This is a genomic window from Bacillus sp. FSL K6-2861 (assembly GCF_038630725.1).
Taxonomy (GTDB): Bacteria; Bacillota; Bacilli; order Bacillales; family Bacillaceae; genus Bacillus; species Bacillus velezensis.
This window is the reverse complement of record NZ_CP152037.1, coordinates 1,013,514-1,038,788: the sequence shown is the minus strand read 5'-3', so window position 1 is coordinate 1,038,788 and position 25,275 is coordinate 1,013,514. Positions and strand designations below refer to the sequence as shown.

The following is a 25,275-nucleotide window of genomic DNA, read 5'->3' as shown; positions in this document are numbered from 1 at the left end:
AGTGAAGGATCATCTATTATTTAGATAATCCTTGACCAACATACATTTCCAGCAATTCGGCGATCGTCTCTTTTTCAAGAGGCGGATGGTTTTTTTCCCAGTCAAATATCAGCGCGATGTAGAGCTTGAGCATCACAAAAGCGGTCAGTTCCGGATCACACGGTTTAATGCTTCCGTTTTCAATGGCTGTTTCTATCTTTTCTTTAATGTATGACAGAATGGCCCGCTCCATTTTCGCAATGACATCCTGAACGGCTATTGTACCAATCTCGGCGTTCTCCTGAAAAATTTTAATAGTCAGCTGGTGTGTTTTTCTGAATTCCAAAATCGCGACAAGCGCCCGGTGGACATTTTCGTGAAATGAAAGCTCCGGTTTCATCGCTTCGTCTGCGTGTTCCTTCATTTCTCTTAAAATAGTGGTGAAAATATCATCAAACAGTTCTTCTTTGTTTTTGAAAAACGTGTAGATGGTTCCCTTCCCCACATTTGCAAGCTTTGCCACCAGATCCATTGTCGTTGCTTTGTAGCCGAATTGTGTAAAAGACTTCGTTGCCGCTTCCAGAATGAGCTTTTTCCGATCGACGGACATGTTTCCCACCTCGTTAAATTGACCGTTTGAACGTTTTAGTCATTTTGTACATAAGATAACTTATCACAGTCACAAAGAAGATTCAAATGTTTTCTCTCTTTATTGGTGTTCCCTTTACAGAACGGGAACATGCAAAAAAACCTCCGTTTTACGATAACGGAGGCTGGTACGTTTCAAATAAATAAGCCAGTGAATCGTATACGGCGGCTTTTCCCTGGTCGATACAGTCGGGGATGCCCACCCCTTCGAAAGACGCGCCCGTCGCGTATACGCCCGGATAGGAAGCTTTCAGCGCATCTCTGAACTCTTTGATGCGCTCCTTATGGCCGACATGGTATTGCGGCATGCTTTCGTTCCAGCGGGTCACACAGGTCATTTCCGGTTCGCCATTTATTTTCATTACTTTTTTCAAATCTTCCATTACGATTTTAATGATCTCGTTATCTGAAAGATCTACGATGGATTCATCTCCGGCCTTTCCGACGTACGCCCTGAGAAGCGTTTTGCCCTCCGGCGCCGCGTGCGGCCATTTTTTATTCGTCCATGTGCAGGCCGTGATGGAGAAGTCGCTGTTTCTTGAGATAACGAATCCCGTACCTTCATGCTCCATCTTGACGGCTCCCTCAGGAAAACCTAAGGCGACGTTGGCAACGGACGTAGAATGCATGTCTTTAAGACATGAAACCGCCGGCAGATCAGAAAGCATTTTCGCCGCGGCTTTATGCGGGGCTGTTACTATGCATCCTTCCGCATAGAGCACTTTGCCGTTATCAAGCGTCACGGAATATCCTTTCTCCTCGCGGCCGATATGGGTGACTTTCGTTCCTTTCATCACCTTTGTCAGCGTAAGCTGCTTTTCCAGCTCCTCCACCAACGTTTGAAGCCCTGTCGTCAGCGTTAAAAACTGGCCCTGCTTTTTGGCCGTCAGCTGCTGTCCCGAAGGCTGCGGACGTGATTTTTTCATACCGAGAATCAGGCTTCTGTGCTTCTGCTCAGTCTGATAGAATTGCGGAAACGTGGACATGAGGCTCAGCTTATCAATATCTCCGGCATAAATCCCTGATAATAGCGGTTCTATTAAATTCTCAACGACTTCGTCACCGACGCGTCTGCGGAAAAATTCACCCAGAGACTGATCTTCCTTCGGTTTGCTCGCAGGCAGGACAAAGTCAAGCGCCGCCCGCGCCTTTCCGGGAACAGAAAATAAACCGGTGGAGATGAACGGAGCGATTTTGGTCGGAATGCCCATCACCGCGCCCTTCGGCATCGGATGGAGCGTCTCGTTGACGAGCACGTAAGACTGGCCGGTCGCATTGTTTACGAGCAGATGCTCAAGCCCCAAATCTTTGACGAGCTGCGGCGCGCTTTTTTTCCTTTCCAAAAAAGAATCCGGCCCCCGCTCAATGATGTAGCCGTCTTTATGCGCCGTCTGAATTTTGCCGCCCGCTCTCGGGCCCGCTTCAATCAGAGTGACCTCAAGCGGCAGCTGTTTTTCTTTGATTTCTTTTTCCATGTAGAAGGCGGCGGCTAATCCCGTTATGCCGCCGCCGATGATGACCAGATGTTTTTTATCGCCACTCATTTTTATCGCCTTCTTTACCGTTTAATTCTACTTGTCCAGCTCTTTCAGCACGACCGCTGCAAGCGCGTCGATAAATTCAGGCTGTGCGTTCGGCATGGCCGGACGATAGTAGCTTGCGCCGACTTCTTCGGTCACAGCTTTGCATTCATAATCATTATCGTAAAGCACCTCTAAATGATCGGCAACGAAGCCTGCGGGCACGTATACAAATGCTTTATAAGGATGCTTTTGGTACAGATCGCGCGTGAGATCCTGCACATCCGGCCCGAGCCACGGATCAGGGGTATTCCCTTCGCTTTGCCAGCCGACTGCGTAATCGGTAATTCCGGCGCCTTCGGCAATCAGTTTTGCGGATTCCTCCAGCTGGTCAGGATACGGATCGCCGTATTCTTTTATTTTTTCAGGAAGGCTGTGCGCTGAGACGATCAGCATCGCGTCATCCCGTTCTTCTTTCGGCATTGATTCATACGTTTTCTTCACCTGGCTGACCCAATAATCAACGAATTTCGGTTCATCATACCAGCTTTCAACAGACTTGATGGTCAAGCCGCCGAGCTTCTCCGCTTCTTCTTTCGCGCGTTTGTTGTATGACTGGACGCTGAATGTTGAAAAATGAGGGGCGAGCACAAGGCTGACAGCTTCTGTAATGCCGTCTTTATGCATGTCCGCCACCGCGTCTTCAATAAACGGTTCAATATGTTTTAATCCGATGTACACTTTGAATGTTACGTCATCCTGGATTTCATTTAAACGCTGTGCGAGCTTCTCCGCCTGCTCCTGCGTAATTTTTGCAAGCGGCGAAATGCCTCCGATCGCTTCATATCTGTCTTTTAAATCTTGAAGCATATGAGGCTCCGGCTTTCTTCCGCGTCTGATATGCGTATAATAACGTTCTATGTCCTCTTCTTTGTAAGGCGTTCCGTAAGCCATGACAAGAAGTCCCATTTTCTTTTTGCTGCTCATTTTGTTAAACACCTCTTTTGATGGTCTGTCCACCTTGATTTTGACAGGAAAATCTTCTTATAACCAACGATCTGCTCAGGAAGATCGTTCCGTTTTTTTGGCCGCGGAGTATTCATGTACAAACGCCGTCAGCTTTTTCAGCGTTGCCGGATTGACATCAGGGAATACACCGTGCCCTAAATTGAAAATAAACCCGTCCGTTTTCATGCCTTGATCAAGTATCGCTTTCGCTTTTTTCTCGATGACTTCCCAAGGCGCAAGAAGAAGCGACGGATCAAGATTGCCCTGAACCGTTTTTGTAATGCCTTGTTTTCTGGCGTCATCTATGCCGAGTCTCCAATCAAGACCGACGACATCAAGAGGAAGGTCATGCCAATCCCCGGCCAGATGGCTTGCGCCTACGCCGAACATGATCAGCGGAACTTGTTCTGCTGAAAGCTCCCGGAATATTCTGTCCATCACCGGTTTTATAAACTGCCGGTAATCTTCGCGGTTCAGCGCGCCGACCCATGAATCAAAAATCTGAATGGCTTTTGCGCCGGCGTTAATCTGCGCTTTCGCATAAACGATAATCATGTCCGCGAGCTTGTCCATCAGCATTTGCCACGCTTGCGGCATACTGTGCATAAACGCTTTTGTTTTGTTGTAATTTTTAGAAGGCCCGCCTTCAATCATATAACTGGCCAGCGTAAAAGGCGCTCCCGAAAAACCGATGAGCGGAACATTCAGCTGTTCGTTTACGAGTAATCGGATCGTTTCCAGCACGTAAGGAACATCCTGTTCGGGATTCAGTTCGCCGAGCTTTTCAATATCCGCAGCAGAGCGCACCGGCTGATCGATCACCGGGCCGATTCCGTTTTTTATTTCAACATCCACTCCGATATAAGGAAGCGGCGTCATAATGTCTTTATATAAAATGGCAGCGTCCACTCCGTACTGCTCGACCGGAAGCCTCGTCACATACGCGCACAGCTCGGGCTGATGCGTAATTTCGACTAAGCCGTACTTTTCCTTCAGCTTGCGGTATTCCGGCTGAGACCTCCCCGCCTGTCTCATGTACCAGACAGGGACGTGATTTGTTTTTTCTCCCCGTGCCGCTTTTAAAAACGTATCATTAAACGCTTCTCGTTTACTCATCTGAATTTCCACCTTTCCTCCTGCAACCATACGTTCGTGTTCTTCGCCCATTACACTATACCTTGTTTTTTCAAAAGCGTATAGAATTGAGGCTCAATGTTCAAAAAATCGCCGAATTCATGATTAAGAAGAAAAAAGCTTCGGCTGAACGTATTCCGTTCCCTCTCCTTCTTGATCCGTCTGTGAATTATATGGAACGACTTTGTATGAAGCCCCTGAAAACAGATTGGCGTACGGTATGTCAAAGCTGCCTTTTCCTTTCACCGAATCCAGAAGTTTGTCTTTTCCGTCTTTCTTCTCATATATTCGGTAAACAACCCGATCATCCTTTTGAATATCCCATTTTAATTGAACCGTAATCAGTCCCATCGCCTTAAATGTATAACGGGCCGACAGGGACTTTACCGCCTCCAGCTCAATCGGGCTGCCCAGTTCCTTCACATTTTCAGGCTTTTTGAATGTCCGGCCGTTTTCCCCCGCTTTTGTGACGATATCTTTAAAGAGTCTGACCGGGTATTGGCTTCCGCCTTTCAGGTAATGGGTTTTATCCGTTTTGTCATAGCCCATCCAGACGGCTCCCGTCAGTCCGGGAGTGTATCCCGCAAACCAGGCGTCCTTTGTCGCGCCGGGGACGCCGGGAAATGTGGTCGTGCCGGTTTTCCCCGCCAGGTCACCTTGATAGCTGCCTTGTGAAGCGGTTCCTTCTTTCACGACCTGCTGAAGCATTCTCGTCATATTCCATGCCGTCTGTCCGCTGAAGACGCGCGTTTTGCCGTTTTTAGGCCCGGATAACGTTTCTCCGTCTTCGTCCGTGATGTTCTCTATAAAAAATGGCTTCGTATACATTCCGTTTGCCGCAAAGGTATGATAAGCTCCGGCAAGCTGAAGCGGGGTGACGCCTTCTGACAGACCGCCAAGCGCAATCGCGAGTCCGTTGTCAGAAATGTTCATGCCGTTTTTCTCAAGATACGATTTTCCCGTATCTACGCCGATCTGCTTCAATGTCCAGACAGCGGGCGCATTTATGCTGTAAGTGATCGCATCCTGCATCGTCACTTCCCCCTTGTACTGTCCGTCATAATTTTTCGGTTCATACCCGTCGTAGGACGTCAGTTTGTCTTGGAGAAGCGAATACGGTTTGAACTTGTCTTCCTGCATGGCGGGCCCGTATACGGCAATCGGCTTAAACGTTGAGCCCGGCTGCCGCTTCGCCGTAACCCTGTTGTATCCTTTTGTCACGTAGTCGCGTCCGCCGACTGCCGCGCGCACGCCTCCGGTTTTATTATCAATAAAGACGGCGCTTCCCTCTGCCGCCTGATCCGTCCCCGGAAAATAGCCGCTTTCCTTCATGAGGGTGTATGCCGTTTTCTGCAGCTTGGAATCAAGTGACGTCCGGATCGTATAACCGCCTTGAAGCAGCTGTTCACCTGACATCGAATAACGGTCTTCCGCCTCCTTGATGACAAGATCAATATAACTGTCAAACCAAGGCGTTTCTGATGTTTTCTTGACATTAAGCCCCAATGTCCGGCCCTGGGCTCTGACGGCTTCCTTGGCGCTGATATAGCCTTGGTCGTTCATCATTGCAAGAATCGTATCGCGGCGTTCTTTATTTTTATCCGGATGCTGAATCGGCGAATAAAGAGATGGCGCCTTCGGAATCGCTGCCAGAACGGCTCCTTCCGCAACGGTTAAATCTTTTACTTCTTTATTAAAGTAGTAGTGGGACGCGGCTTGAATGCCGTAAACGCCATGGCCGAAATAAAGCTGGTTCAGGTACATTTCAAGCAGCTTGTCCTTGCTGTAATCACGCTCAAGATTGATGGCGATAATGACTTCCTTCGTCTTGCGCAAAAATGTTTTATCATGAGTCAGAAAAATGTTTTTCGCCAGCTGCTGGGTGATCGTGCTTCCGCCCTCCACCTTGCCGCCTGCTAAAACATCCCGGAACACCGCCCGGCCGACAGACTTCACATCAATGCCGTGATGTTCGTAAAACCGTTTATCTTCAACGGCGATAAAGGCATCTCTCACATCTTCCGGAACCTGCTGAATGGATACCGGCTCGCGATTTTCCGTATAGAGGCTCGCGATTTCATCACCGTTTTGATCGACGATTTTTGAAGATGCGTGCAGTATTAATTTCTTTTCATCGATGACATAATGGCCGAGAAATATAATGATAATGTATCCGATTAACGCGAGAAAAGCGGTTGCCGCCGCAATTACAGCCGGAATAAAGAATCTTTTTTTCTTTTTCAGCATAAGTCACCTCGCCTTTCTTAACTTGTAGTATGGGAAATATTGTTTCGAATTATGTCAGAATGAGTCGCCAATAGAAACTTATACCACTCTTTTGATATACTAGCAAGCAGGAGGTGGCTGATATGAAGGTTTATATTACATACGGGACAGCCGATTTTTTAAAGACGATTGCAAAGAAACACCCGAGTGAGAATATGGTGCTGATGCAAGGGGAGGATAATGCGGTTTTAATTCATGAAACAAATGGAGAAACCGTTTTTCAGGCGCCCCATTCCTATGAAAGCATCGACAGCGTCGGGGAAATCAAAAATCCGGGCTACGCCGTCCTCAACAACATCGCCGTTACCCAGGAAGGCCGTCCGCTGTTTGAAAACCGGTTTAAAAACCGCGCCGGCAAAGTGGAAAATGAACCCGGTTTTGAAGCCATCCGCGTATTAAGACCGCTTGAAGGCGATACGTATGTCATTTTGACCCTGTGGGAAGAGGAAAAAGCCTTTCAGGGCTGGCAGCAGTCAAACTCTTATCAGGAAGCTCATAAAAAACGCGGAACATCTGCCGGCATCGACACAACGTCTATTTTCTCCCGCCCGTCTTATGTAACCGCTTATTACGCAATAGACTGAAAACCGCCGGAGATTCTCCGGCTTTTTTGATGTCCCGATTTTACGCATCCTTCTTTGCACCTTCCGCCCGCCTATGAATAATCTGTAGCAATCCTATTTATAAACGGAGTGGTTCAATTGGGGATCGGCGTCTACTCGGTACATCTGCTTTATGTTGCTTTTATCGCTGCCATTATCGTTTTTATGCTCCTCAGGAAAGATACAACCTTTATTTCACTCGCCGGCATTTTTGTGATTGCGCTATGGACGACGCATTCATTCTCCGCTTCGGTCAGCAGTCTGTTTCACAGCTTCACGTATGCAGCCGGAGAATTGCTGCCGACGATTTTTATCATTTGTTTTATCGTGGCGATGAGCGGCCTCTTGACCGAAACCGGTATTAATGAAGCGATGATTTCTCCGTTTGCAAAGGTGATGAAAGGGCCGGCTGTCGCGTATTGGGTTATCGGCTGCCTGATGTTTGCCATCTCTCTTTTTTTCTGGCCGTCACCAGGGGTGGCGCTGATCGGCGCTGTGCTGCTTCCCGCAGCGATCCGAGCGGGCCTTTCTCCGATCGCCGCGGCTATGGCGATGAACCTGTTCGGCCACGGATTCGCTTTATCGGGGGATTATGTCATTCAGGCGGCCCCGAAATTAACGGCCGATGCCGCGGGCATTCCCGTGAGCGATGTCATGCAGGCAAGTATTCCGCTCGTTTTGATTATGGGGTTTACGACGACAATCACCGCTTTCTTCCTCATCATGCGGGATCGAAAAAAAACGAAGGCCCCCCTCTCCTTGGACAGCTCCGGTTCTTTGGACACAAGTATGTATCTGCCGAAAAACCTCAGGGTGATCCTGGCGGTTTTCATTCCGCTTGTTTTTCTCGCCGATATTATCTGCATGATCGTATACCGCCTGCAAGGAAACGATGCGACGGCACTCGTCGGAGGAACCGCGATCGGCATTCTCCTGATCATTCATTTCATTGTATATAAAGAGCGGCATTTAGAAAAGATCACCGAGTATTTTATCGGCGGTTTTCAATTCGGCTTTAAAGTATTCGGCCCCGTCATTCCGATCGCGGCCTTCTTTTATCTCGGTGACGCGGGGTTTAAAAGTATTTTGAACACCCCGCTTCCGAAAGGATCTGCGGGGATCGTCAATGACCTCGGATTGGCCCTGTCCCATTCTTTTCCGATGTCCGGAGAATTCGCCGGCATCGCCCTGGCCGCAGTCGGTGCGATTACCGGGCTCGACGGGTCAGGGTTTTCCGGTATATCTCTTGCAGGCTCGATGGCAAAGCTGTTTTCCGCCGCGCTTCATACGGACCCGGCCGTTTTAACGGCGCTGGGCCAGATTTCAGCGATCTGGGTCGGGGGCGGAACATTGGTCCCTTGGGCACTGATCCCCGCTGCGGCTATTTGTAAAGTTGATCCGTTTGAGCTTGCCAGGAAAAACTTTATCCCGGTTGCGGCCGGGCTAGTCGTCACAACGATCGCCGCCATCATCATTCTCCCGTAGCAAAAGGATTGAAATCTTCTGACATTTTCTATACAATCATGGGAAAAGCAGACGAGGGGGGCATCGCTTTTGACGTTAACGACACTTCAAAAAAGCTTAAACGCTCAGCTTGACGGGCTGTATGAGGAAATGGTTGAAATCAGGCGTCACCTTCACATGAATCCCGAGCCATCCTTTAAGGAGAAAAAAACACCGGCGTTCATCGCCTCATTTTATGAAAAGCTCGGCGTTCCCATCCGGACGAATGTCGGGGGAAACGGTGTCACAGCCTATATTGAAGGCGGTGAACCGGGACCGGTCGTGGCACTCAGAGCTGATTTTGACGCTTTGCCGATACAGGATGAAAAAGATGTGCCCTATGCTTCACAAATTCCCGGCGTCATGCACGCCTGCGGGCATGACGGCCATACGGCGGCTCTGCTCGCGGTCGGAAAAGTGCTGTACCGCAACCGAGAAAAACTGAAAGGGTCATTTGTGATGATTCACCAGCACGCCGAGGAATTATCTCCCGGCGGAGCAAAAGCAATGATTGAGGATGGCTGCCTCGAGCATGTCGATGCCATTTTCGGCACTCACCTTTGGGCGACTGAACCCGTCGGGACGGTCTTATGCCGCCCGGGCGCAGTGATGGCCGCCGCTGACGGCTTTACGATTAAAGTCATCGGGAAAGGCGGCCACGGCGCGATTCCTCACGATACGAAGGACGCCGTTTTAATCGGCTCACAAATCGTCACGGCTCTTCAGCATATCGTCAGCCGGCGGGTAAATCCGGTGCAGCCGGCCGTCATCTCAGCCGGCTCGTTCACCGCTGAAAATCCGTTTAATGCGATTGCCGATCAGGCAGTCATATCAGGCACCGTCCGCTCGTTTGACGAAAGTGTGCGCAGCCTGCTCGAAGCAGAAATAGAAGCCGTCGTAAAAGGAATCTGTTCCATGCACTCCGCTTCCTATGAATATCGTTTCAAGCGCGGTTATCCCGCCGTCGTTAATCATCCCGAGGAAGCAGCGCACGCGGCGGCAGCCGCAGCGGAAACAGAGGGCGTCACGAAGGTCGTTGAAGGAGAGCCGCAGATGGCCGGAGAAGATTTTTCTTATTATTTGCAGCATACAAAAGGCGCTTTTTTCTTTACGGGGGCCGCTTTAGAAAATGCGGAAACCATTTATCCTCATCACCACCCGAAATTTGATTTTAATGAGAAAGCGATGCTGACGGCCGCCAAGGTGCTTATCGGCGCCGCGGTAAGCTACCCCCGATAGGGCATAAAAAACAGCCGGCACATTACGTACCGGCTGCTGTGATTCTTAAATGAAAAACGTGCCTTGCCGTCTCACCGAGCTGTGACAGCAGTTTATAATTGGCCGCTCCGCCCACGGCGGCTCCGACGACCGGCAAAAGCTGAAACAATTTCACCACGTCCAGATAATCGCGGTATTCCTGCTGAAAAACTCTCCAATCGACATCATGCTTTTTCGAATCCCACTGTTCAATCATTGAGTATATGCGTTTCCGCTGTTCACCGCTTGAGAAAGCCAGCTGAAAAATAAACAGCAAAAACAATCGTTCATCCCTGTCTTTCACATCATAGCCGTAAATAGAGGCAAGATCGAACAGACATTTCATTTTAATGGATAACAGCAAAGGAAAATCAGCCATCCCTAAAAAAATTCCGCCGGCCCCCGTACCGATACCTTCGGCTGCCGCGACCTTTTGGTACGATGCGATGGTTTGTCTGGCGAGGGCATCTTTTTCAGCAAGCGTCATACCGTTTGTATCCCGCTTGCCTTTCACCAGATTTGAACCCGCCATTGTTGCTTCGGTCATTTTTTTAATGCTTTCTGTGATGACGGCATGAATTTTATCAGGAATCCGCTCATTTATTTTCGCCTGCATTCCTTTAGAAAAACGTTCAAGCATAGAATCTTTGCGTAAAAAACGCGCTTTCCATTGCAGTGCTTCCTGTATCAGCTGCTGATCGTCGGTCATCTGTGTCTCCTTCTTTCATTGAGGTTTCAAAAACCCGATTGATTACAGCTTGCCGTACTTTTTCAATCTTCCGCCCATATACGAAGGCATGATCACAAAAATCAGAACGGCTGAAGCAACAGCCGCATACAGCGCCCCGCTGACTCCCGCGGCATAGGCTGACGCTGCACAGAACAGCAGCGCCTGCACGGTTAATGCCGATTTCATCAGCGAAAAGAAACTTTGCAGCTTCGCTTTCTGATTGACCGGGTAAAGCTCCTGCAGAGAAAGATGATGAAAATGCCCGAACAGCGGGAGAAGCTGTATTCCCGTAATAAAGACGGTAAATACGGTTAAAGCCGCCGTTATCCACGGATTGGCGGAAACGAGCATAATAATCAGGATAAAAATAATCGTGAGCCTGACCTGAATGCCGAGATAATCATTTGAACGCAGAAAGGCCCGCGCATACATATAGGAGAACGTTTTCCGCTGTTCGAACGGAATCATTCTGAGCAAAAAGTCGAGATACGCCCGCCGTTTTGCCTGTTTTTTCAGGTGAGGCACATCGGTAAACAGATTGGCGATTCTGTAAAACCGCTGCTTCCTTCTTAATTCATATTCAATATGGGCTTCCCATTTTAATGATTTATGTTTTGCGGCCGATGTGAAATACACATAAAGGCCGGCCATCACAATGTAGACGGCGGCAGCGTACACATAAAACGACTGTAAGACGAAGTATAAAAGCAGCATATTGCAGATAAAGCGTATGACCGCATCCATCATTTTCATGCTTCTGTCATTCATAAACGTCATCCGCCACTCCATGGCCTGATTCCACGCTTTTACCGCCAGCATCTGAATAAATACGGCGGCATACGACGCAAGCGACGCCCCCGGACTTACAGCGAAAAACAGAGGCATGCATACAAGCGACAGAGCAATAAGCGGAAACAGCTGTGACAGATAGCTGTACTTAAATGCATGCTTAAAGTATGTCCCCATTTTCGGTTCAAGCGGCAGCAGAAACACGAGGTCCGCTTCCTTTAACAGCGTCCGGACGTATGAACCGGTCAGCACAAATGAAAAGAGCACCGCCATCACCCAAAATGACGGAAAATGAACAGGAATGTCTTTGACCCACTTGCTGTACCAGCTTGCCGCGCCGGCAATAAAAAAGATCAGCACAATGACGAGATGATCATTGAGCATATATTTCATATACATTCTGGTTTCCTTTATATGCTCTTCAAGCCGGGACTGCCAAATCGTAGACATATTATTCATGGCCGGCGTCTTCCTTCGTCAGTTCAATATACAAGTCATCAAGAGCTGCGTCTTTCATGCCGAACTGCTCTCTCAGTTCTTCCAGTGTGCCGCTTGCCCGCACTTCGCCGTTATGTAAAATAATGAAAGCGTCACAGTAGCGCTCTGCCGTAGCCAGGATATGCGTTGACATCAGCACGCTTGATCCGGCTTTTTTCGCGGCGTCCATCCGCTCCAGCAATGCATTGATCGCAAGCGGGTCAAGGCCGAGAAACGGCTCGTCAATGATATAAAGCGAAGGCTCCGCGAGAAACGCGCACATGATCATGACTTTCTGCTTCATCCCTTTGGAAAAGTGAGCGGGAAACCATTTCAGCCTTTTTTCCATTCTGAATTCTTTCAGAAGCGGAGGAAGCCTTTTTTCAAGCGTTTCTTTGGAAAGGCCGTACGCCATGGCCGTCAGCTCCAGATGCTCTTTGAGCGTCAGTTCTTCATACAGCACCGGCGTTTCGGGGATGTACGTAAATTGCGAGCGGTAGCTTTCCTTATCCTCCGAAAACGTCTTGCCGTTCAGCTCGATCGAGCCTTTATGCGGGTCCATTAATCCGATAATATGCCGGATCGTCGTGCTTTTGCCCGCGCCGTTTAATCCGATGAGTCCGACAATCTGGTTCGGCTCAAGGGTGAATGAAACATTTTTTAAGACCGGGTTTCTCGTATAACCGCCGGTTAAGTCTTTTACCGATAGCAGAGACATAATTTCTCCCCTTCTGATTCGTTTTTCTTCATAGTACCAAAAATAAAGTCTGATTTGAAACGATTCCCTTTTTTTCTCACGTGAAAAGTGTGCATAGTTATCGTTTTGGCGGACATCATAATGTATGTAGAAGGAAACAGCTTTAATCAACTGAAAATGAGGTGTTTATAAAAGACGTCTTAGAACAGTTGGATGAAAATCAACATGTCCTGTGCTTACAATTTCTTCACACACTGCTTTGATGATGTTCTTCATTCATGATGAAATAATCAAATGAGGTGTTTGTCCCAGGAATGATTAAGCAGACCCATAAGTCTTCATTTTAAAAACAAATGAGGTGCTTACAAAAGGCATATTCAATTTTCTGTGATAAAGCTCGTACTTCTGCATCAGGGTGAACGCGAAGCCGTTCATCCTGTTTTTTGTTTTGGCCGTTTTTGTGGTACGATGAGAATATACATATATTTCTTTTCAGGGAGGAAACCCATCTATGCACAAAGCGGACGATTGTATTTTCTGCAAAATCATTGCCGGTGACATTCCGTCTTCAAAAGTATACGAAAATGAACACGTCGTGGCGTTTCTTGATATCAGCCAGGTCACAAAAGGCCATACGCTCGTGATTCCGAAAACACATATCGAAAACGTGTACGAGTTTACGCCTGAGCTTTCTAAAGAATATTTTGAAGCGGTGCCGAAAATCGCACGCGCCATCCGCGATGAATTCGAGCCGATCGGGCTGAATATTCTCAATAACAACGGTGAAAAAGCGGGCCAATCGGTGTTCCATTTTCACATGCATATCATTCCGCGTTACGGAAAAGGCGACGGTTTCGGGGCTGTCTGGAAGACCCACGCCGAAGACTATACGCCTGACGATCTTCAGGAGATCGCTTCAACCGTCAGAAAACGGCTTGCCTCATCTTAAAGATGAGGTTTTTTTGCGTCCGGAAACACAAAAAACATAAATTATATTTTTTTATATCAAAAAAATCAAAAAATTGTGATAGGATAATTGTATTATTTCTTACACTAAAGCGGAAAACAGGGAGAGATCGTAAACATGGAACGTACAACGAATTTCAATGCAGGACCCGCAGCCCTTCCACCGGATGTGCTGCAAAAAGCACAAAAAGAATTTGTCAACTTCAATGATACCGGCATGTCCGTCATGGAGCTGTCCCACCGGAGCACGGAATATGATGCGGTGCACCAAAAAGCAAAAAGCCTTCTGAAAGAACTGATGGATATTCCCGACGATTATGATATTTTATTTCTTCAAGGCGGCGCAAGCCTTCAATTCTCCATGCTGCCGATGAACTTTTTAACACCGGAAAAAACGGCGCACTTCATCGTAACGGGCGCATGGTCTGAAAAAGCACTCGCCGAGGCGAAACTGTTCGGAAACACATCCGTCACGGCAACAAGCGCAGATTCAAACCACAACCACATACCGGAAGCTAACCTCTCAGGAATCAAAGACGGCGCCTACCTGCATATTACGTCAAACAACACGATTTTCGGAACGCAGTGGAAAGAGTTCCCGAATTCACCGATCCCGCTCGTAGCCGACATGTCAAGCGACATCCTGAGCAGAAAAATTGATGTCAAAACGTTTGATGTCATCTATGGCGGAGCCCAGAAAAACCTCGGGCCGTCCGGCGTCACGGTCGTCATCATGAAAAAATCATGGCTTGAAAACGAAAACGCCAACGTCCCTAAAATGTTGAAATACTCCACTCACACAAAAGCCGATTCACTGTATAATACGCCGCCTACATTTGCGATTTATATGCTGAGCCTCGTCCTTGAATGGCTGGCTGAAAACGGCGGTGTCGAAGCGGCTGAACGGCGCAATCAGGAAAAGGCCGACGTCCTGTACGGCACAATCGACACAAGCGGCGGGTTTTACGCGGGGCATGCCGCAAAAGACAGCCGTTCTCACATGAACGTCACGTTCACCCTCCGCGACAGCAGTCTCACGAAAAAATTCGTTGAAGAAGCGAAAGCGGCTAAAATGACCGGACTCGGAGGCCACCGCTCAGTCGGAGGCTGCAGGGCGTCTATCTACAACGCCGTCAGCCTGGCTGATTGTGAAAAACTGGCTCAGTTTATGAGAAAGTTCCAGCAGGAAAACGAATAAATTTCTTCTAACATAACGGTTCCTTTGATATACTGTTTGCATATCAATTTTTCCGGCCATCGCAATAAATGACGAGCATATTATTGGATGGCGAAAAAGCTTAGCAGAGGAGAGCTTAGTATGAAAACAAAAGAATTAGTCATTATGGCCCTGTTTGCGGCAATCGGAGCGGTGCTTCATTCCATTATGCCGCCGGTATTATTCGGAATGAAACCCGATATGATGCTTGTGATGATGTTTATGGGTATTCTGTTATTCCCCCGTGTGCAGAACGTGCTGATGATCGGGATTGTAACAGGAATCATTTCCGCACTTACGACATCTTTTCCGGGCGGACAGCTTCCGAATATCATTGAAAAACCGGTAACGGCGTTTCTGTTTCTCGCGCTGGCGCTTTTGGTGAAAAAGAGCGTGAAAACAGCGCCCGCCGCCGTCATTTCGATAGCCGGCACCTTCATCTCCGGTTTGCTCTTTTTGGCGCTGGCCCTTCTGATTGTCGGCCTGCCGGGCGGATTCACCGCATTGGTGCTCGCGGTCGTCCTTCCGGCGGCTGCGCTGAATACGATCGCCATTATCATTATGCATCCGATTGTGCAGACGATCTTAAAACGGTCCAATATGATTGAAACGGTGAAATAACCGCATACCGAAACCTCTTCCGGCCGGAAGAGGTTTTTTAATGTGTTTCAGCATGTTTTATACGAGAAGTTTTGTGAAAAAAATAAGGAACAATGCGAGGGCGGTTCCTGCTGAGCAGACGATGGCCTTTTGGCGGACGACCCGCTTCGGCGGATAAGAAGCGGCCTGGCCGAGCAGTTTCAGGTAATAAACGGCGCCCGCCGCAAAGACAAGAGCCATACAAGATAAAACAATCATAAAGACAGACAACCTTCTCCCTCCTTTTCCCTTAAAAAATATGCTAAAATAAAGCAAGCTATGTATAGAAGTTTATTCTTCTGAACAAAAATGATAAAAGTTATGAGAAAAAAAACGGGGTGATTTCAAATGGCTGACGGACGTTCCCTTTTAACAGGCCTTTTCGTAGGCGGATTGATCGGAGGCGCAGCGGTGTTACTCTCGGCTCCTTCATCCGGAAAAGAGCTGCGGGGCAAAATCAAAGCGAATTGCAATTCAATTGAGGACACAATCAAACGGTTAAAAAAAGACGGAATGGCGCTTAAGGACCAGCTTGTCCAAACGGCGAAAGAAAGCGCAGAAGTCATTAAAGACGTAGGCGGAGAGCTTCAGACCAGCATTAAAAGGTGGCAGGAGGAAATCAAGCCGCACCAGCAGGATCTCCAAAAGGAAATCGCTGATATCGAAGAGAAAATCAGACAGCTGGAGAAAACCTTACAAAACTAATATCCTATACAACCAAAAAAAGTGCGGACATATTGCGTTCCGCACTTTTTTTTGCGGTTTAAAGCCTTTCCCAGCAACGGATGAAGAATTTATTATAAAATTCTTAAATTTTCATCTTTATTAATCTTTATTTTATTGGCATAATAGAGGAAAAGAAAATGTGAAGCAGGTGATCTGTATTGAATCGTGTTGAACCGCCTTACGATCTAAAAGAAGCTTTAATCTATACCCAAAAAATGGCGCAGCTGTCCAAAGCGCTCTGGAAATCTATCGAGAAAGACTGGCAGAATTGGCTGAAGCCGTACGACCTTAATATTAATGAGCATCATATATTATGGATTGCCTATCAGCTTAAAGGAGCTTCTATTTCAGAAATCGCCAAATTCGGCGTTATGCACGTATCAACTGCATTTAACTTTTCAAAAAAGCTTGAAGAACGGGGATATCTGAAATTTTCCAAGCGGCTGAATGATAAACGGAACACGTACATTCAGTTAACAGAAGAAGGGGAAAATGTATTCGAAAGCCTGCTTGAGGAGTTTGATCCGTCGAGAAACGCTGTGTTTAAAGGCTCACAGCCGATCTACCACTTATTCGGGAAGTTTCCTGAGGTTGAAGAATTAACCTGTGTCATCCGCCACATTTACGGCGAAGATTTTATGGAGATATTCGAGAAATCATTGACAAACATAAACAATGATTTTGATAGTGAAGACGGAAGGCTGAAGAAAAAAACGGACGAATCGGCTGTCCATGAAACGGCTGAAGAGCTGGAACCGATCAACAGTTAATCAAAGTGCTTCATAATCTCAATAAATTCTTCCATCAGCGCTGTATAAAGCCCCTGCTCATACAGAGCAAAAATCGTTTCATGAACATCTAATTTTTCGTTCAGCTGTCCCGCAAAAAGCGCAAGGAGCTTGTCAAACGTCACAAAGCCTTGCGCTTTTTGCGACTCCAGCTCGTCCTCCAATTCGCGGCAGATCCGCCCGACCTCTTCTCCTTCTTCTTCGGTCAGCCCTTTTTCAATCATCATCGCATAAAAAGGGTACTTATCCATATCCACCGTTTTCACCAGCAATTGTATGTAATATTCTAAACGCCCGATACGCTGATCCATTGAATCCATCCGTTTCACTTCTTTCTATCTTTAATCTTATTTTAGCTGATAATGAATGGAGAAGAAAGGTTAAACCGTACATTTCCATGTTTCACCGAGCTCTTCTGTTCTTCTCTTTCCAGGTTTATTTTTTTCTTTAAAAAAGGATTGATTTTTTCTCCTGAAGAGAGTAAATTATTTTGAGATTGTATTCCATCTTTGTACGGAAGGATGACTCTGATGAATTGCTGGAAAACCATTAATCTGATCAAAGATTATGGTGCGGTTCGTTTATTATTGACTGCTGTAGGTTTTATGATCCTGTTTTTTATATGCAACTTCTTGGCATTCGGGCTGCTGCGTCCGAATATCAGTTTAAGTGACGGGCACGTGTTTGCTTTTTGTGTGCTGCTCGTTGTTACTTTATTTGTACATAAAGTCATACATGTCCTGCCGATGATCTGTAAAAAAAGAAAAAAGGAAATGAAAATGTACTTCTTGCGGATGCCGACATGGAAAGGCATACCGAAAACGACGATGCTGATTTCAACGATCAGCCCGTTTTTATTCATTACGCCGTTATTGTTTTATGCCGGACTGGCATTTCCGAGACACGCTCATTACTTTTATATGATTTCGAGCATCCATGCGGGGTACTGCCTGCCTGATCTTCTGTTTGCGCTCCATCTGGTCAAAGCGCCCAAATCATGTCTGATTGACCAGGAATCCGACGGTTTTGATATTTTAGTAAAAAAAGTGCCGGAGTCTTGATGTCCCGCTGATTTTTCAGGTTACATTCTATCTTTTTTAATAAATATTTGGTAATGTAATATGGGAGCAGTTCAGAGAGAGGGGGAATCTCCCATCATTTTATTCTATTTTATCGTGGCTGCCCTGTTTATTCTTTATTTCATAAACAGGCTCACAAATACATTATGCCTTGTCAGAGAGATTCCTGAAGACCGGCAGGATAAGGTATTCCGTTTTATTAATGTATCTATTTTAATTTTACTGATCTCTTCATTCGTCGAGATCTCCTTTACTGTGTAAACAGGCAAAAAAATATGGCTGACGGAGGTCTGACCCCCGACAGCCATATTTTTTTCTTAATAAAGCCAAGAAGCGCCGATGATGATCAATAAGATGAACAGAACAACCAATAATGCAAAACCGCCTGCAAATACTTCACCCATCTCCAAAAGCACCTCCTACAAAACGTTTTATTTTTCCAATTACATCATATGCAATTTACTTCTGAAACGATTAGGCGCCCGGGTAAGAAAACGGACCGCTTTTGGAAAAAGCGATCCGTTTCGCTTAACAAATGTAAGCTGCACCTACGATGATAAGCAATATGAACAGTACTACGAGCAGTGCGAAACCGTTTGAATATCCTCCGCCCATGGTTCATTACCTCCTTTTCATGATCAATATATTTGTATGTATCAGGAAAAAGTTTGACTAGACGAATGCCCTTTATTTAAAATCTTTTTACAGAAAGCCACAATATGTTATGATACGCATATGCAATTTAATTTGGATGATTAGGAGTGTTTAATGGAATGAAGAAAATCGCGATAGCAGCTATTACGGCAACGAGCGTCCTGGCTCTCAGCGCTTGCAGCAGCGGCGACAACGACGTGATTGCCAAGACGGATGCCGGAAATGTAACAAAAGGCGAGCTCTACACGAACATGAAAAAAACCGCGGGCGCAAGTGTGCTGACACAGCTCGTACAAGAAAAAGTATTAGCAAAAAAATACAAAGTATCGGATAAAGAAATCGATACCAAGCTGAAAGAGTACAAAACGCAGCTCGGTGATCAGTACAGCGCCCTTAAACAGCAGTACGGCGAAGATTACCTGAAAGATCAGGTAAAGTACGAACTGCTTGCACAAAAAGCGGCGAAAGACAACATTAAAGTATCTGACTCCGATACGAAAGAATATTACGACGGCTTAAAAGGTAAAATCCGCGCGAGCCACATCCTTGTCGCTGACAAAAAGACAGCTGACGAAGTGGAGAAAAAGCTGAAAAAAGGCGAGAAGTTTGAAACGCTTGCGAAAGAATACTCAACTGACACATCAAAAGACAGCGGCGGCGACCTTGGCTGGTTCGATAAAAAGTCAATGGATGAAACATTCAGCAAAGCTGCATTTGGCCTGAAAGTCGGACAAGTCAGCGATCCGGTCAAAACCAAATTCGGTTATCATATCATCAAAAAGACAGAAGAACGCGGCAAATATGATGACATGAAAAAAGAACTGAAAGAAGAAGTTCTTAAACAGAAATTAAACGACAACTCAGCTGTACAGGCGGCAATTCAAAAAGTCATGAAAAAAGCTGACGTAAAAGTGGAAGACAAAGACTTAAAAGACACGTTTAACACTTCAACATCATCATCTTCTCAATCTAAATAAAAAAACTGTGCGGGCTCTCGGTGAGCCGCACAGTTTTTTTATGCGATGGAATGATTGGAGTTTTCTTCCGCATCCGCGTTTTCACTTGGGGGCGCCGCCATACGGCGCTCGCGTTCCTGTTCCATCCGTTCAATATACACCCTTCCTTCTTTTTCAATAAACGACTGGTCAAGCTTTTCCTCTTCTTTAGCTGTTGTGAAAAGCTTATAGGCGCTGAAAATAATTCCGATAATGCAAAGGTATACCCACCAAGGAAAAAATAGCACGTCGGTTTCCTCCCTTTTTCACCCAGAGTCTTTATTCTAAGCTATGCTTGATAAAGACAAGTTATGAGAGCTGAACGTAAAAAAGACCGATCATAGAGAATCGGCCTTTTTATCTTATTGATGGAAAGTCGGTTTGTAGAAAGAACGGTTTTCAAGCGCAAATACACGCTCTGTGTATTCGCCCGGCTTCACCCGTTCCAGCGCTCTGTCCATCATGATCATTTTTGCATCCAGATTGTCAATGTAGTGAAGAATTTCCGCTTCCTTCACCATCGGCGGTTTCGGGCTTCCCCATTCCGCTTTTCCGTGATGGCTTAAAATCAAATGCTTCAGAATCAGCACTTCTTCAGCGTCAATCTGAAGCTCTTCGGCTGCTTTTGAAAGCTCTGTCACCATGATCGAAATGTGTCCGAGCAGATTCCCTTCCACGGTGTACGTTGTGGAGACGGGGCCTGAAAGCTCTTTTACTTTGCCGAGATCATGCAGAATGACTCCGGCATACAGTAAATCCCGGTCAAGAGACGGATACAGATCGGCTATCGCTTTTGCCAGGTTCAGCATGGACACTACATGATACGCAAGCCCTGAAACGAACTCATGGTGGTTTTTAGCCGCCGCCGGATAATCCATAAACTCAGCCGCATATTTTTTGACCAGATGTCTCGTGATCCGCTGGATGTTTGGATTTTTCATTTCAAAAATGTATTGAGTGACGGTTTCCATCATTTCGTTTTTCGGAATCGGCGCCGTTTCCAGAAAATCATCAATGCTGACATTTTCGTTCTCGGCGGCCGGCCGGATGTTTCTCAGCTTAAGCTGGTTTCGTCCGCGATAGTGATGGACATCTCCAATCACCTTCACGATCGTCTGCGCCGCGTACGTTACTTCATCAGTCGGCTTGGCATCCCACAGCTTCGCTTCGATATCTCCCGATTGGTCCTGCAGCATTAACGTCAGGAATGGTTTTCCGTTGCTTGCGATTCCCTTAGTCGAAGATTTAATCAGAAAGTATTGATCGACCTGCTCGCCGACCTCGTGCAGCATAATACCTTTTGCCATTCTATTAAAAGCTCCCTCCATATCTTACATAATACCAGTATAGCACATACCTCTTTTTTGAAAATAAACTCTTTTATGACAGGAGCCGCATGACTTGTCCGCTGTGAAAAGACCGGCTGACATGCTCATGGCAGGTAAAATAAAGTATCTGCCGCCCGCCTTCTGAAAGCTGATTCAGCACATCAAACAGCCGCTGCAGCCGCTGCCTGTCAAAATGGACAAAACTGTCATCAAGTAAAAACGGCAGTGATACCGCAGATTCCCTCTCTGACGCAAGGGCAAAACGAATCGCCGCATAAAGCTGCTCGCATGCCGCCTGTGAGAGTTCGCCTGCAGAAAACACCGTTCCGTCTTTCCGCATGACCATAATGGAATCATCAGCCTCGGAAAAATACAATTTGTGATAGCGTCCGTCCGTAAGCGGTCCGTATAATGCACCGGCGGTTTCTAACAGACGGGGAAGCGTCACTTTTTTATGCCGCTCCATTTTTTCCCTGATAATGTGTCTGACCGTCTGTAATGCGGCCCACTCTTTAGCGGTTTTTTTCACGCGCTCCTTCTGCATTTCTGTCTGCTGTTTTAAATCGGATACAAGCCCCGAGGACTCCAGCTGCTCTTGCTTCACCGTTAATAAAGCGGTTTGCTCACGGAGCTGGGCGCTTTTTTCCTCAAGCGTTTTTTTCTCTGTTTCCTTCTGAACGACTGTATGTTCAAGTTCGGACACTGTGCGGCTCATGTACGGCTCCAGCTGTTTTCCGCCTATGCCGGACAAGTGCGTTTTGATTTCGCGCAGCTGCCGCTCTGTTTCCCGGCGGCTTTCATTCAGCCTGGCGAGTTCACAAAAGTGTTCGCGGTTTTTTGCGCCTGCCGCCATGAAAAGCTGTTTGACCTGCTGTTCGTAGTAATGAACTTCTTCGTTTAATTCACGCATTTGCTCTTGTGCATGCAGCAGATCCGTTTCGAGCGCCTGCTTTCGTTTTGCTTCCTCACGGGCCCGTTCCGCCTGCGCCAGCAAAACGTGCAGTCTTTCTCTTACGGACAGCTCCCTTCCGTCTGAAGGACTCAGCTTTTTGACCCGGTCCTCAAATGCTCTTTGCAGCTTTTGCAGCCGGCCCGCTTCAATGGTCAGCTCATGCTTGTTAAGGATTTCTTTTTTGACATCTTTCATTACATGATATGCGTCAAGAAGATGGGAAGGACTTCCTGAAAACCCCAGTTCCTTCATAAAAAGTTCCGCCTGTTTTTCAGACGGCGCCATTTCCGCCTCCCATTCTTCATATTGGCGGATGACTCTTTCATATGCCGCTTCTTTCTGTTCAAGCACGGCTTGATCCGCAATCAGCTGCTGCCGGTGCCGGCCGTCACGCCAAAGCTCTTCCTGCAGAAGATCAGCCGCTTCTTTAGAGATCGCCGGCTTCTTTTTCTTGTGTCCGGGCCCTCCTCTTTCTGACGGCAGCGGTTTTTGCATGCCGGACAGCATATACAGCAGCAGAGCACCGGTAAAAAGGGCGGCGGGCAGCCATTCCTTTAACATAGCGAAAATCGCAATGAACAGAATGCCCGCACCGAGAAAGAGCTTTTTTTGTTTGGCGCGCTGTTTTTCCAGCTGCTGAACATGTGCCTGCCATTCGTTTCCTTCTGTATCAGCCGTTTGCTTATATGATTGTAAAGCGGCTTCTTTTTCTTTCCTGACAGCGGGGTCCAAAATGTTTTCCGCCGTCAAGGCATGTTTTCGTTCGGCTTCTTCCAGCTCCAGCCGCGCTTGTTCGAAAATCGCATCAAGCTGTGTCTTTCTTTCTCTTGCCTGTCCGGCGCTCTGCACGGCTTCCTGCAGCCGCCATTCATATTCATAATCGGTGTTCAGTGAAAGAATGCCGTCTTCCTCATGTCTTCCGAGCTGCTGCAATCCTGACAAAACGCGGGCAGATGTCTGCCGGATCTGTGATTGGATGGCTGCAAGCTGTTCGCCGCGCGATTCATACATATGCTGCTCGCCGGAAAGCTCCTGCAGCTGCCGCTCTTTTTGCAGCAAGTCCTCATTTGGAGCGAGCAGATCAGCCTGCCGCCTGAGTTCAGCCGCTTTTGCCCGAAGCCCCTCAAGACGGGCCGCTTTCGGATGGAGATGCGATTCGTATTTTTCAAGCTGATGCATTCCATCCTTCGGGAATTGCTTCAATGCTTCCGGATAAGAAGAAAGTTCGCTTTCCAAGGCTGTTTTTTTGTCTGCGAGCGGCTTTGCTTCTATCGCCGATTTTACTGTTTTGATTTCTTCAGTTATGTCTTTCAATCGTGCTTCGGCATCCTGCAAACGGCCGCCGGCGCTTTTTTTCTCTTCCAGAAGGCTGTGATAGCCCGCTTCCGCAGCTTCCGCCTGTTTCAGCTGGGCGCTGAGCCGCTTTAATGTATCCAACTCCTGATTTAAGCGGGGGTTCCGCCCGTTCGGCTTATACATCCTGTCAAGTTCTTTTGCCAGCCGCCCGTCAAGCTTTGCCGCCGCTTCCGACCCGAATAAGCTCGAATACAGGAGAAACTCGCCGATTTTGTCCCGGTTAAAAGCTTGAATCTCCTGCAGTCCGAATACATCGAACGAATAGATCGCTTCGTACAGCGCCCGATCTGTATCGGAAAGAAGCTGTTTGAGCCATTCTCCGTCCTTGATTTCGCCTGAAGCCGTATACACTCTGACTTTTTCGGCAGCGCCTTTTGTCCGTTCGATTTTGACAGCGCCGTGATCGCCATGCTTCAATTCCACAGTGCCGCCGTAAACCCCGCCGTTTTTCGGTTCGTATTTTTTTGATTTCGGAAAACCGAACAGTACGCTTTTGATAAAGGACATCAATGTCGTTTTGCCCGCTTCATTTAACCCGTAGATCACTTGCACGGGAGAATCTGACAGCTGAAAACTTCGGTCTGAAAATTTTCCGTATTGGTAAATATGCATCGCCGTTATTTTCATCGCTGAAGCTCCTTCATCTGGCGTCTTAAAACGGCTTGAGCCTGCCGCTTAATATCCAGTATCTCTTCATCTGTAAATGAAGCCATCTGACGCCGGTATACGGGATGACGCTCAAGGGCTTCAAACACACCGCTCATGTCCGCGCATTGTTCTATGTCCTGAAGGAGCCCTTTAAAAAACGGATCGGGCGGCACGGTGTCTGTTTCATCCGTCCGATCCTCAAGCGCAAGCGGCCAGACGAAACATTCCTCTTCGGCCTCTTCCTCCTGTAAAGCGGAAAGAAGCTCCTCCGCGATGCCTGCGGGCGCCTCCGTCCAAAAGCGGGGCGCCGCGCCGCGAAGCACCAGCCTGACACATGCCGGGCGGCCCGCCGCGCGCAAGCCGGAGAATGTATCCGATGCGGCTTTCAGAAGTGAAGTCATATGTTCAGCTCCGGAGATATCAAGATCAATTTCCTCCCATAACACATCATGCGCTTCTTTGAATTCCCAAGACATCTCACCGTTTGCCGCCCGGACGAGATAATATCCCTTAGGCCCGGTTTCTTTTAAATGCCGGGCTTGAATATTCCCCGGGTAAATGGCGGCGGGATGCTGGGCGGACAGAACCTGCCGTTTATGAATGTGTCCGAGCGCCCAGTAATCCATGCCGCTTTTTTCAAGGTCTTCTTTCGTAAACGGGCTGTACGGGTCATGCCCTTCCGCTCCTGATAACATGCCGTGGAGCATGCCGATATGATAAGGCGCGCCGGTCATTTCCCGGTAACGGGCCGCCTGATTGACCGTTACGCTTCTTTCCTGATAGCTGCATCCGTATATGCTTGCCGCAAGCTCTCCGTTTTTAAAGAAAGATTTTTCCTCCGGTGTATCTGAGGAGAATGTATGTACATTTTCCGGCCATTCAATCGGCGTCCACTTACCGCCCAAATGATCATGGTTGCCGAATATGACGAACACTTGGATATCCGCTTCCTGTAATCTCGTAAACTGTTTTCTCAAAAACAGCTGGGCTTTTAAACTTCTGTTGGCTTCGTCAAACAGATCCCCCGAAAGCAGCACGAAATCTGCCTGCTCCCGGAGTGCCCCGTCCGTCAGTCGGCGGACGCTGTGAAATGTGCTTTCTTTAATACGCGCATATACCGGTTCAGGCAGATTCGAAATGCCGTAAAACGGGCTGTCCAGATGCAGGTCAGCGGCATGAATAAACGTCAGATCAGCCATCTCGCCCTCCCCTTTCTGCAAATTGAATTACCCTTATTTTAGCACCGTTTTTATACGAATGCACGTTCTGTAAAATAAAAAAACAGCCCGGCTGTTCCG

At 47.4% G+C, this 25,275-nt stretch carries 27 protein-coding genes; 11 read left to right on the top strand and 16 right to left on the bottom strand.

Features of this window, described 5'->3' with window-relative positions; genetic code table 11:
* Positions 1-16: 16 nt before the first annotated feature.
* The 5 genes from NYE62_RS05170 to NYE62_RS05150 all read right to left on the bottom strand — a co-directional run bounded on the left by NYE62_RS05170 (position 17) and on the right by NYE62_RS05150 (position 6,536).
* Positions 17-589 (bottom strand): TetR/AcrR family transcriptional regulator, encoded by a 573-nt coding sequence (locus NYE62_RS05170; RefSeq protein ID WP_003155219.1) that lies wholly within the window; start codon positions 587-589, stop codon positions 17-19.
* A gap of 148 nt (positions 590-737) precedes the next feature.
* Positions 738-2,171, bottom strand: coding sequence for a protoporphyrinogen oxidase (hemY, locus tag NYE62_RS05165; RefSeq protein ID WP_003155220.1), 1,434 nt, complete (start codon positions 2,169-2,171; stop codon positions 738-740).
* Between the two features lie 27 nt (positions 2,172-2,198).
* Positions 2,199-3,134 carry a ferrochelatase gene (hemH, locus tag NYE62_RS05160; protein WP_007409212.1) on the bottom strand — a complete coding sequence of 312 codons (936 nt, stop codon included), beginning with the start codon at positions 3,132-3,134 and terminating at the stop codon, positions 2,199-2,201.
* A 75-nt stretch (positions 3,135-3,209) separates the two neighbouring features.
* On the bottom strand, positions 3,210-4,271 hold the full coding sequence (gene hemE / locus NYE62_RS05155; protein ID WP_042635706.1) for a uroporphyrinogen decarboxylase: 1,062 nt from the start codon (positions 4,269-4,271) through the stop codon (positions 3,210-3,212).
* Between the two features lie 123 nt (positions 4,272-4,394).
* Positions 4,395-6,536, bottom strand: a complete 2,142-nt coding sequence (locus tag NYE62_RS05150) for a PBP1A family penicillin-binding protein (RefSeq protein ID WP_039062815.1) — start codon at positions 6,534-6,536, stop codon at positions 4,395-4,397.
* A 122-nt stretch (positions 6,537-6,658) separates the two neighbouring features.
* On the opposite strand from NYE62_RS05150, the gene hmoB reads away from it, so the two are divergent.
* From hmoB to NYE62_RS05135, 3 genes are all read left to right on the top strand, one after another.
* Positions 6,659-7,159, top strand: coding sequence for a heme-degrading oxygenase HmoB (gene hmoB / locus NYE62_RS05145; RefSeq protein ID WP_032871115.1), 501 nt, complete (start codon positions 6,659-6,661; stop codon positions 7,157-7,159).
* Positions 7,160-7,276: 117 nt separating this feature from the next.
* On the top strand, positions 7,277-8,662 hold the full coding sequence (locus NYE62_RS05140; RefSeq protein WP_342497274.1) for a hypothetical protein: 1,386 nt from the start codon (positions 7,277-7,279) through the stop codon (positions 8,660-8,662).
* 69 nt (positions 8,663-8,731) lie between these two features.
* The gene (locus NYE62_RS05135; RefSeq protein WP_144464082.1) at positions 8,732-9,919 is read left to right on the top strand and encodes a M20 family metallopeptidase; all 1,188 of its coding nucleotides are present in this window, start codon (positions 8,732-8,734) and stop codon (positions 9,917-9,919) included.
* 22 nt (positions 9,920-9,941) lie between these two features.
* On the opposite strand, the gene NYE62_RS05130 is transcribed toward NYE62_RS05135, so the two are convergent.
* From NYE62_RS05130 to ecsA, 3 genes are read right to left on the bottom strand one after another with little or no spacing between them, the layout of a single operon-like run.
* A complete protein-coding gene (locus tag NYE62_RS05130; RefSeq protein ID WP_032871112.1) occupies positions 9,942-10,646 on the bottom strand; it encodes an EcsC family protein in 705 nt (234 codons plus the stop codon).
* Between the two features lie 42 nt (positions 10,647-10,688).
* A complete protein-coding gene (locus tag NYE62_RS05125) occupies positions 10,689-11,915 on the bottom strand; it encodes an ABC transporter permease (RefSeq protein ID WP_040238339.1) in 1,227 nt (408 codons plus the stop codon).
* A complete protein-coding gene (gene ecsA / locus NYE62_RS05120; RefSeq protein WP_003155231.1) occupies positions 11,908-12,651 on the bottom strand; it encodes an ABC transporter ATP-binding protein EcsA in 744 nt (247 codons plus the stop codon). Before ecsA ends, NYE62_RS05125 begins: the two co-directional genes overlap by 8 nt.
* A gap of 490 nt (positions 12,652-13,141) precedes the next feature.
* Here ecsA and NYE62_RS05115 point away from each other — a divergent pair, with 490 nt between their 5' ends.
* From NYE62_RS05115 to NYE62_RS05105, 3 genes are all read left to right on the top strand, one after another.
* On the top strand, positions 13,142-13,579 hold the full coding sequence (locus NYE62_RS05115) for an HIT family protein (RefSeq protein ID WP_007409220.1): 438 nt from the start codon (positions 13,142-13,144) through the stop codon (positions 13,577-13,579).
* 135 nt (positions 13,580-13,714) lie between these two features.
* Positions 13,715-14,794 carry a 3-phosphoserine/phosphohydroxythreonine transaminase gene (gene serC, locus NYE62_RS05110; protein ID WP_342497273.1) on the top strand — a complete coding sequence of 360 codons (1,080 nt, stop codon included), beginning with the start codon at positions 13,715-13,717 and terminating at the stop codon, positions 14,792-14,794.
* Positions 14,795-14,914: 120 nt separating this feature from the next.
* Positions 14,915-15,433 (top strand): tryptophan transporter, encoded by a 519-nt coding sequence (locus NYE62_RS05105; RefSeq protein ID WP_342497272.1) that lies wholly within the window; start codon positions 14,915-14,917, stop codon positions 15,431-15,433.
* 57 nt (positions 15,434-15,490) lie between these two features.
* Here NYE62_RS05105 and NYE62_RS05100 read toward each other — a convergent pair whose 3' ends face one another.
* Positions 15,491-15,682 carry a hypothetical protein gene (locus NYE62_RS05100; protein WP_007409223.1) on the bottom strand — a complete coding sequence of 64 codons (192 nt, stop codon included), beginning with the start codon at positions 15,680-15,682 and terminating at the stop codon, positions 15,491-15,493.
* Positions 15,683-15,799: 117 nt separating this feature from the next.
* Between NYE62_RS05100 and NYE62_RS05095 the strand changes: the two genes are divergently transcribed.
* Together NYE62_RS05095 and NYE62_RS05090 are read left to right on the top strand one after the other, a co-directional pair.
* Positions 15,800-16,156 (top strand): YtxH domain-containing protein, encoded by a 357-nt coding sequence (locus tag NYE62_RS05095; protein WP_007409224.1) that lies wholly within the window; start codon positions 15,800-15,802, stop codon positions 16,154-16,156.
* A 179-nt stretch (positions 16,157-16,335) separates the two neighbouring features.
* Positions 16,336-16,947 (top strand): HTH-type transcriptional regulator Hpr, encoded by a 612-nt coding sequence (locus NYE62_RS05090; protein WP_003155240.1) that lies wholly within the window; start codon positions 16,336-16,338, stop codon positions 16,945-16,947.
* Here the strand turns inward: NYE62_RS05090 and NYE62_RS05085 are convergent.
* Positions 16,944-17,285, bottom strand: coding sequence for a YhaI family protein (locus tag NYE62_RS05085; protein ID WP_003155243.1), 342 nt, complete (start codon positions 17,283-17,285; stop codon positions 16,944-16,946). The two genes, NYE62_RS05090 and NYE62_RS05085, sit on opposite strands and share 4 nt — an antisense overlap.
* Positions 17,286-17,495: 210 nt before the next feature.
* Between NYE62_RS05085 and NYE62_RS05080 the strand changes: the two genes are divergently transcribed.
* Both NYE62_RS05080 and NYE62_RS05075 read left to right on the top strand, forming a co-directional pair.
* A complete protein-coding gene (locus NYE62_RS05080) occupies positions 17,496-18,026 on the top strand; it encodes a DUF3267 domain-containing protein (RefSeq protein WP_007409225.1) in 531 nt (176 codons plus the stop codon).
* A 60-nt stretch (positions 18,027-18,086) separates the two neighbouring features.
* Positions 18,087-18,305 (top strand): hypothetical protein, encoded by a 219-nt coding sequence (locus NYE62_RS05075; protein ID WP_003155245.1) that lies wholly within the window; start codon positions 18,087-18,089, stop codon positions 18,303-18,305.
* A gap of 56 nt (positions 18,306-18,361) precedes the next feature.
* Here the strand turns inward: NYE62_RS05075 and yhzE2 are convergent, their stop codons facing one another.
* The gene (yhzE2, locus tag NYE62_RS05070) at positions 18,362-18,448 is read right to left on the bottom strand and encodes a sporulation protein YhzE2 (protein ID WP_003155248.1); all 87 of its coding nucleotides are present in this window, start codon (positions 18,446-18,448) and stop codon (positions 18,362-18,364) included.
* 124 nt (positions 18,449-18,572) lie between these two features.
* Positions 18,573-18,659: a sporulation protein YhzE1 gene (gene yhzE1, locus NYE62_RS05065; RefSeq protein WP_017417375.1), complete on the bottom strand. Its 87-nt coding sequence runs from the start codon at positions 18,657-18,659 to the stop codon at positions 18,573-18,575.
* A 158-nt stretch (positions 18,660-18,817) separates the two neighbouring features.
* Here yhzE1 and NYE62_RS05060 point away from each other — a divergent pair, with 158 nt between their 5' ends.
* Positions 18,818-19,675, top strand: coding sequence for a peptidylprolyl isomerase (locus tag NYE62_RS05060; protein WP_094032916.1), 858 nt, complete (start codon positions 18,818-18,820; stop codon positions 19,673-19,675).
* A gap of 38 nt (positions 19,676-19,713) precedes the next feature.
* On the opposite strand, the gene NYE62_RS05055 is transcribed toward NYE62_RS05060, so the two are convergent.
* The 4 genes from NYE62_RS05055 to NYE62_RS05040 all read right to left on the bottom strand — a co-directional run bounded on the left by NYE62_RS05055 (position 19,714) and on the right by NYE62_RS05040 (position 25,176).
* Positions 19,714-19,941 (bottom strand): sporulation YhaL family protein, encoded by a 228-nt coding sequence (locus NYE62_RS05055; protein ID WP_015417149.1) that lies wholly within the window; start codon positions 19,939-19,941, stop codon positions 19,714-19,716.
* A 114-nt stretch (positions 19,942-20,055) separates the two neighbouring features.
* Positions 20,056-21,000 carry a 3'-5' exoribonuclease YhaM gene (yhaM, locus tag NYE62_RS05050; RefSeq protein ID WP_094032915.1) on the bottom strand — a complete coding sequence of 315 codons (945 nt, stop codon included), beginning with the start codon at positions 20,998-21,000 and terminating at the stop codon, positions 20,056-20,058.
* 73 nt (positions 21,001-21,073) lie between these two features.
* Positions 21,074-23,956 (bottom strand): AAA family ATPase, encoded by a 2,883-nt coding sequence (locus NYE62_RS05045; RefSeq protein ID WP_144664056.1) that lies wholly within the window; start codon positions 23,954-23,956, stop codon positions 21,074-21,076.
* Positions 23,953-25,176, bottom strand: a complete 1,224-nt coding sequence (locus tag NYE62_RS05040) for a DNA repair exonuclease (RefSeq protein ID WP_342497271.1) — start codon at positions 25,174-25,176, stop codon at positions 23,953-23,955. Before NYE62_RS05040 ends, NYE62_RS05045 begins: the two co-directional genes overlap by 4 nt.
* Positions 25,177-25,275 lie beyond the last annotated feature (99 nt).

What these genes read in the sequence shown, in the direction of transcription:
- yhzE1 (WP_017417375.1), bottom strand. Translation starts at nt 18,659, where the DNA reads ATGGGCGGAGGATATTCAAACGGTTTCGCACTGCTCGTAGTACTGTTC.
- NYE62_RS05040 (WP_342497271.1), bottom strand. Translation starts at nt 25,176, where the DNA reads ATGGCTGATCTGACGTTTATTCATGCCGCTGACCTGCATCTGGACAGC.
- yhaM (WP_094032915.1), bottom strand. Translation starts at nt 21,000, where the DNA reads ATGGCAAAAGGTATTATGCTGCACGAGGTCGGCGAGCAGGTCGATCAA.
- NYE62_RS05125 (WP_040238339.1), bottom strand. Translation starts at nt 11,915, where the DNA reads ATGAATAATATGTCTACGATTTGGCAGTCCCGGCTTGAAGAGCATATA.
- NYE62_RS05045 (WP_144664056.1), bottom strand. Translation starts at nt 23,956, where the DNA reads ATGAAAATAACGGCGATGCATATTTACCAATACGGAAAATTTTCAGAC.
- hmoB (WP_032871115.1), top strand. Translation starts at nt 6,659, where the DNA reads ATGAAGGTTTATATTACATACGGGACAGCCGATTTTTTAAAGACGATT.
- serC (WP_342497273.1), top strand. Translation starts at nt 13,715, where the DNA reads ATGGAACGTACAACGAATTTCAATGCAGGACCCGCAGCCCTTCCACCG.
- NYE62_RS05150 (WP_039062815.1), bottom strand. Translation starts at nt 6,536, where the DNA reads ATGCTGAAAAAGAAAAAAAGATTCTTTATTCCGGCTGTAATTGCGGCG.
- NYE62_RS05060 (WP_094032916.1), top strand. Translation starts at nt 18,818, where the DNA reads ATGAAGAAAATCGCGATAGCAGCTATTACGGCAACGAGCGTCCTGGCT.
- NYE62_RS05080 (WP_007409225.1), top strand. Translation starts at nt 17,496, where the DNA reads ATGAATTGCTGGAAAACCATTAATCTGATCAAAGATTATGGTGCGGTT.
- NYE62_RS05095 (WP_007409224.1), top strand. Translation starts at nt 15,800, where the DNA reads ATGGCTGACGGACGTTCCCTTTTAACAGGCCTTTTCGTAGGCGGATTG.
- NYE62_RS05130 (WP_032871112.1), bottom strand. Translation starts at nt 10,646, where the DNA reads ATGACCGACGATCAGCAGCTGATACAGGAAGCACTGCAATGGAAAGCG.
- hemH (WP_007409212.1), bottom strand. Translation starts at nt 3,134, where the DNA reads ATGAGCAGCAAAAAGAAAATGGGACTTCTTGTCATGGCTTACGGAACG.
- NYE62_RS05085 (WP_003155243.1), bottom strand. Translation starts at nt 17,285, where the DNA reads ATGGATTCAATGGATCAGCGTATCGGGCGTTTAGAATATTACATACAA.
- yhzE2 (WP_003155248.1), bottom strand. Translation starts at nt 18,448, where the DNA reads ATGGGTGAAGTATTTGCAGGCGGTTTTGCATTATTGGTTGTTCTGTTC.
- hemY (WP_003155220.1), bottom strand. Translation starts at nt 2,171, where the DNA reads ATGAGTGGCGATAAAAAACATCTGGTCATCATCGGCGGCGGCATAACG.
- NYE62_RS05075 (WP_003155245.1), top strand. Translation starts at nt 18,087, where the DNA reads ATGGGAGCAGTTCAGAGAGAGGGGGAATCTCCCATCATTTTATTCTAT.
- ecsA (WP_003155231.1), bottom strand. Translation starts at nt 12,651, where the DNA reads ATGTCTCTGCTATCGGTAAAAGACTTAACCGGCGGTTATACGAGAAAC.
- NYE62_RS05105 (WP_342497272.1), top strand. Translation starts at nt 14,915, where the DNA reads ATGAAAACAAAAGAATTAGTCATTATGGCCCTGTTTGCGGCAATCGGA.
- NYE62_RS05115 (WP_007409220.1), top strand. Translation starts at nt 13,142, where the DNA reads ATGCACAAAGCGGACGATTGTATTTTCTGCAAAATCATTGCCGGTGAC.
- hemE (WP_042635706.1), bottom strand. Translation starts at nt 4,271, where the DNA reads ATGAGTAAACGAGAAGCGTTTAATGATACGTTTTTAAAAGCGGCACGG.
- NYE62_RS05170 (WP_003155219.1), bottom strand. Translation starts at nt 589, where the DNA reads ATGTCCGTCGATCGGAAAAAGCTCATTCTGGAAGCGGCAACGAAGTCT.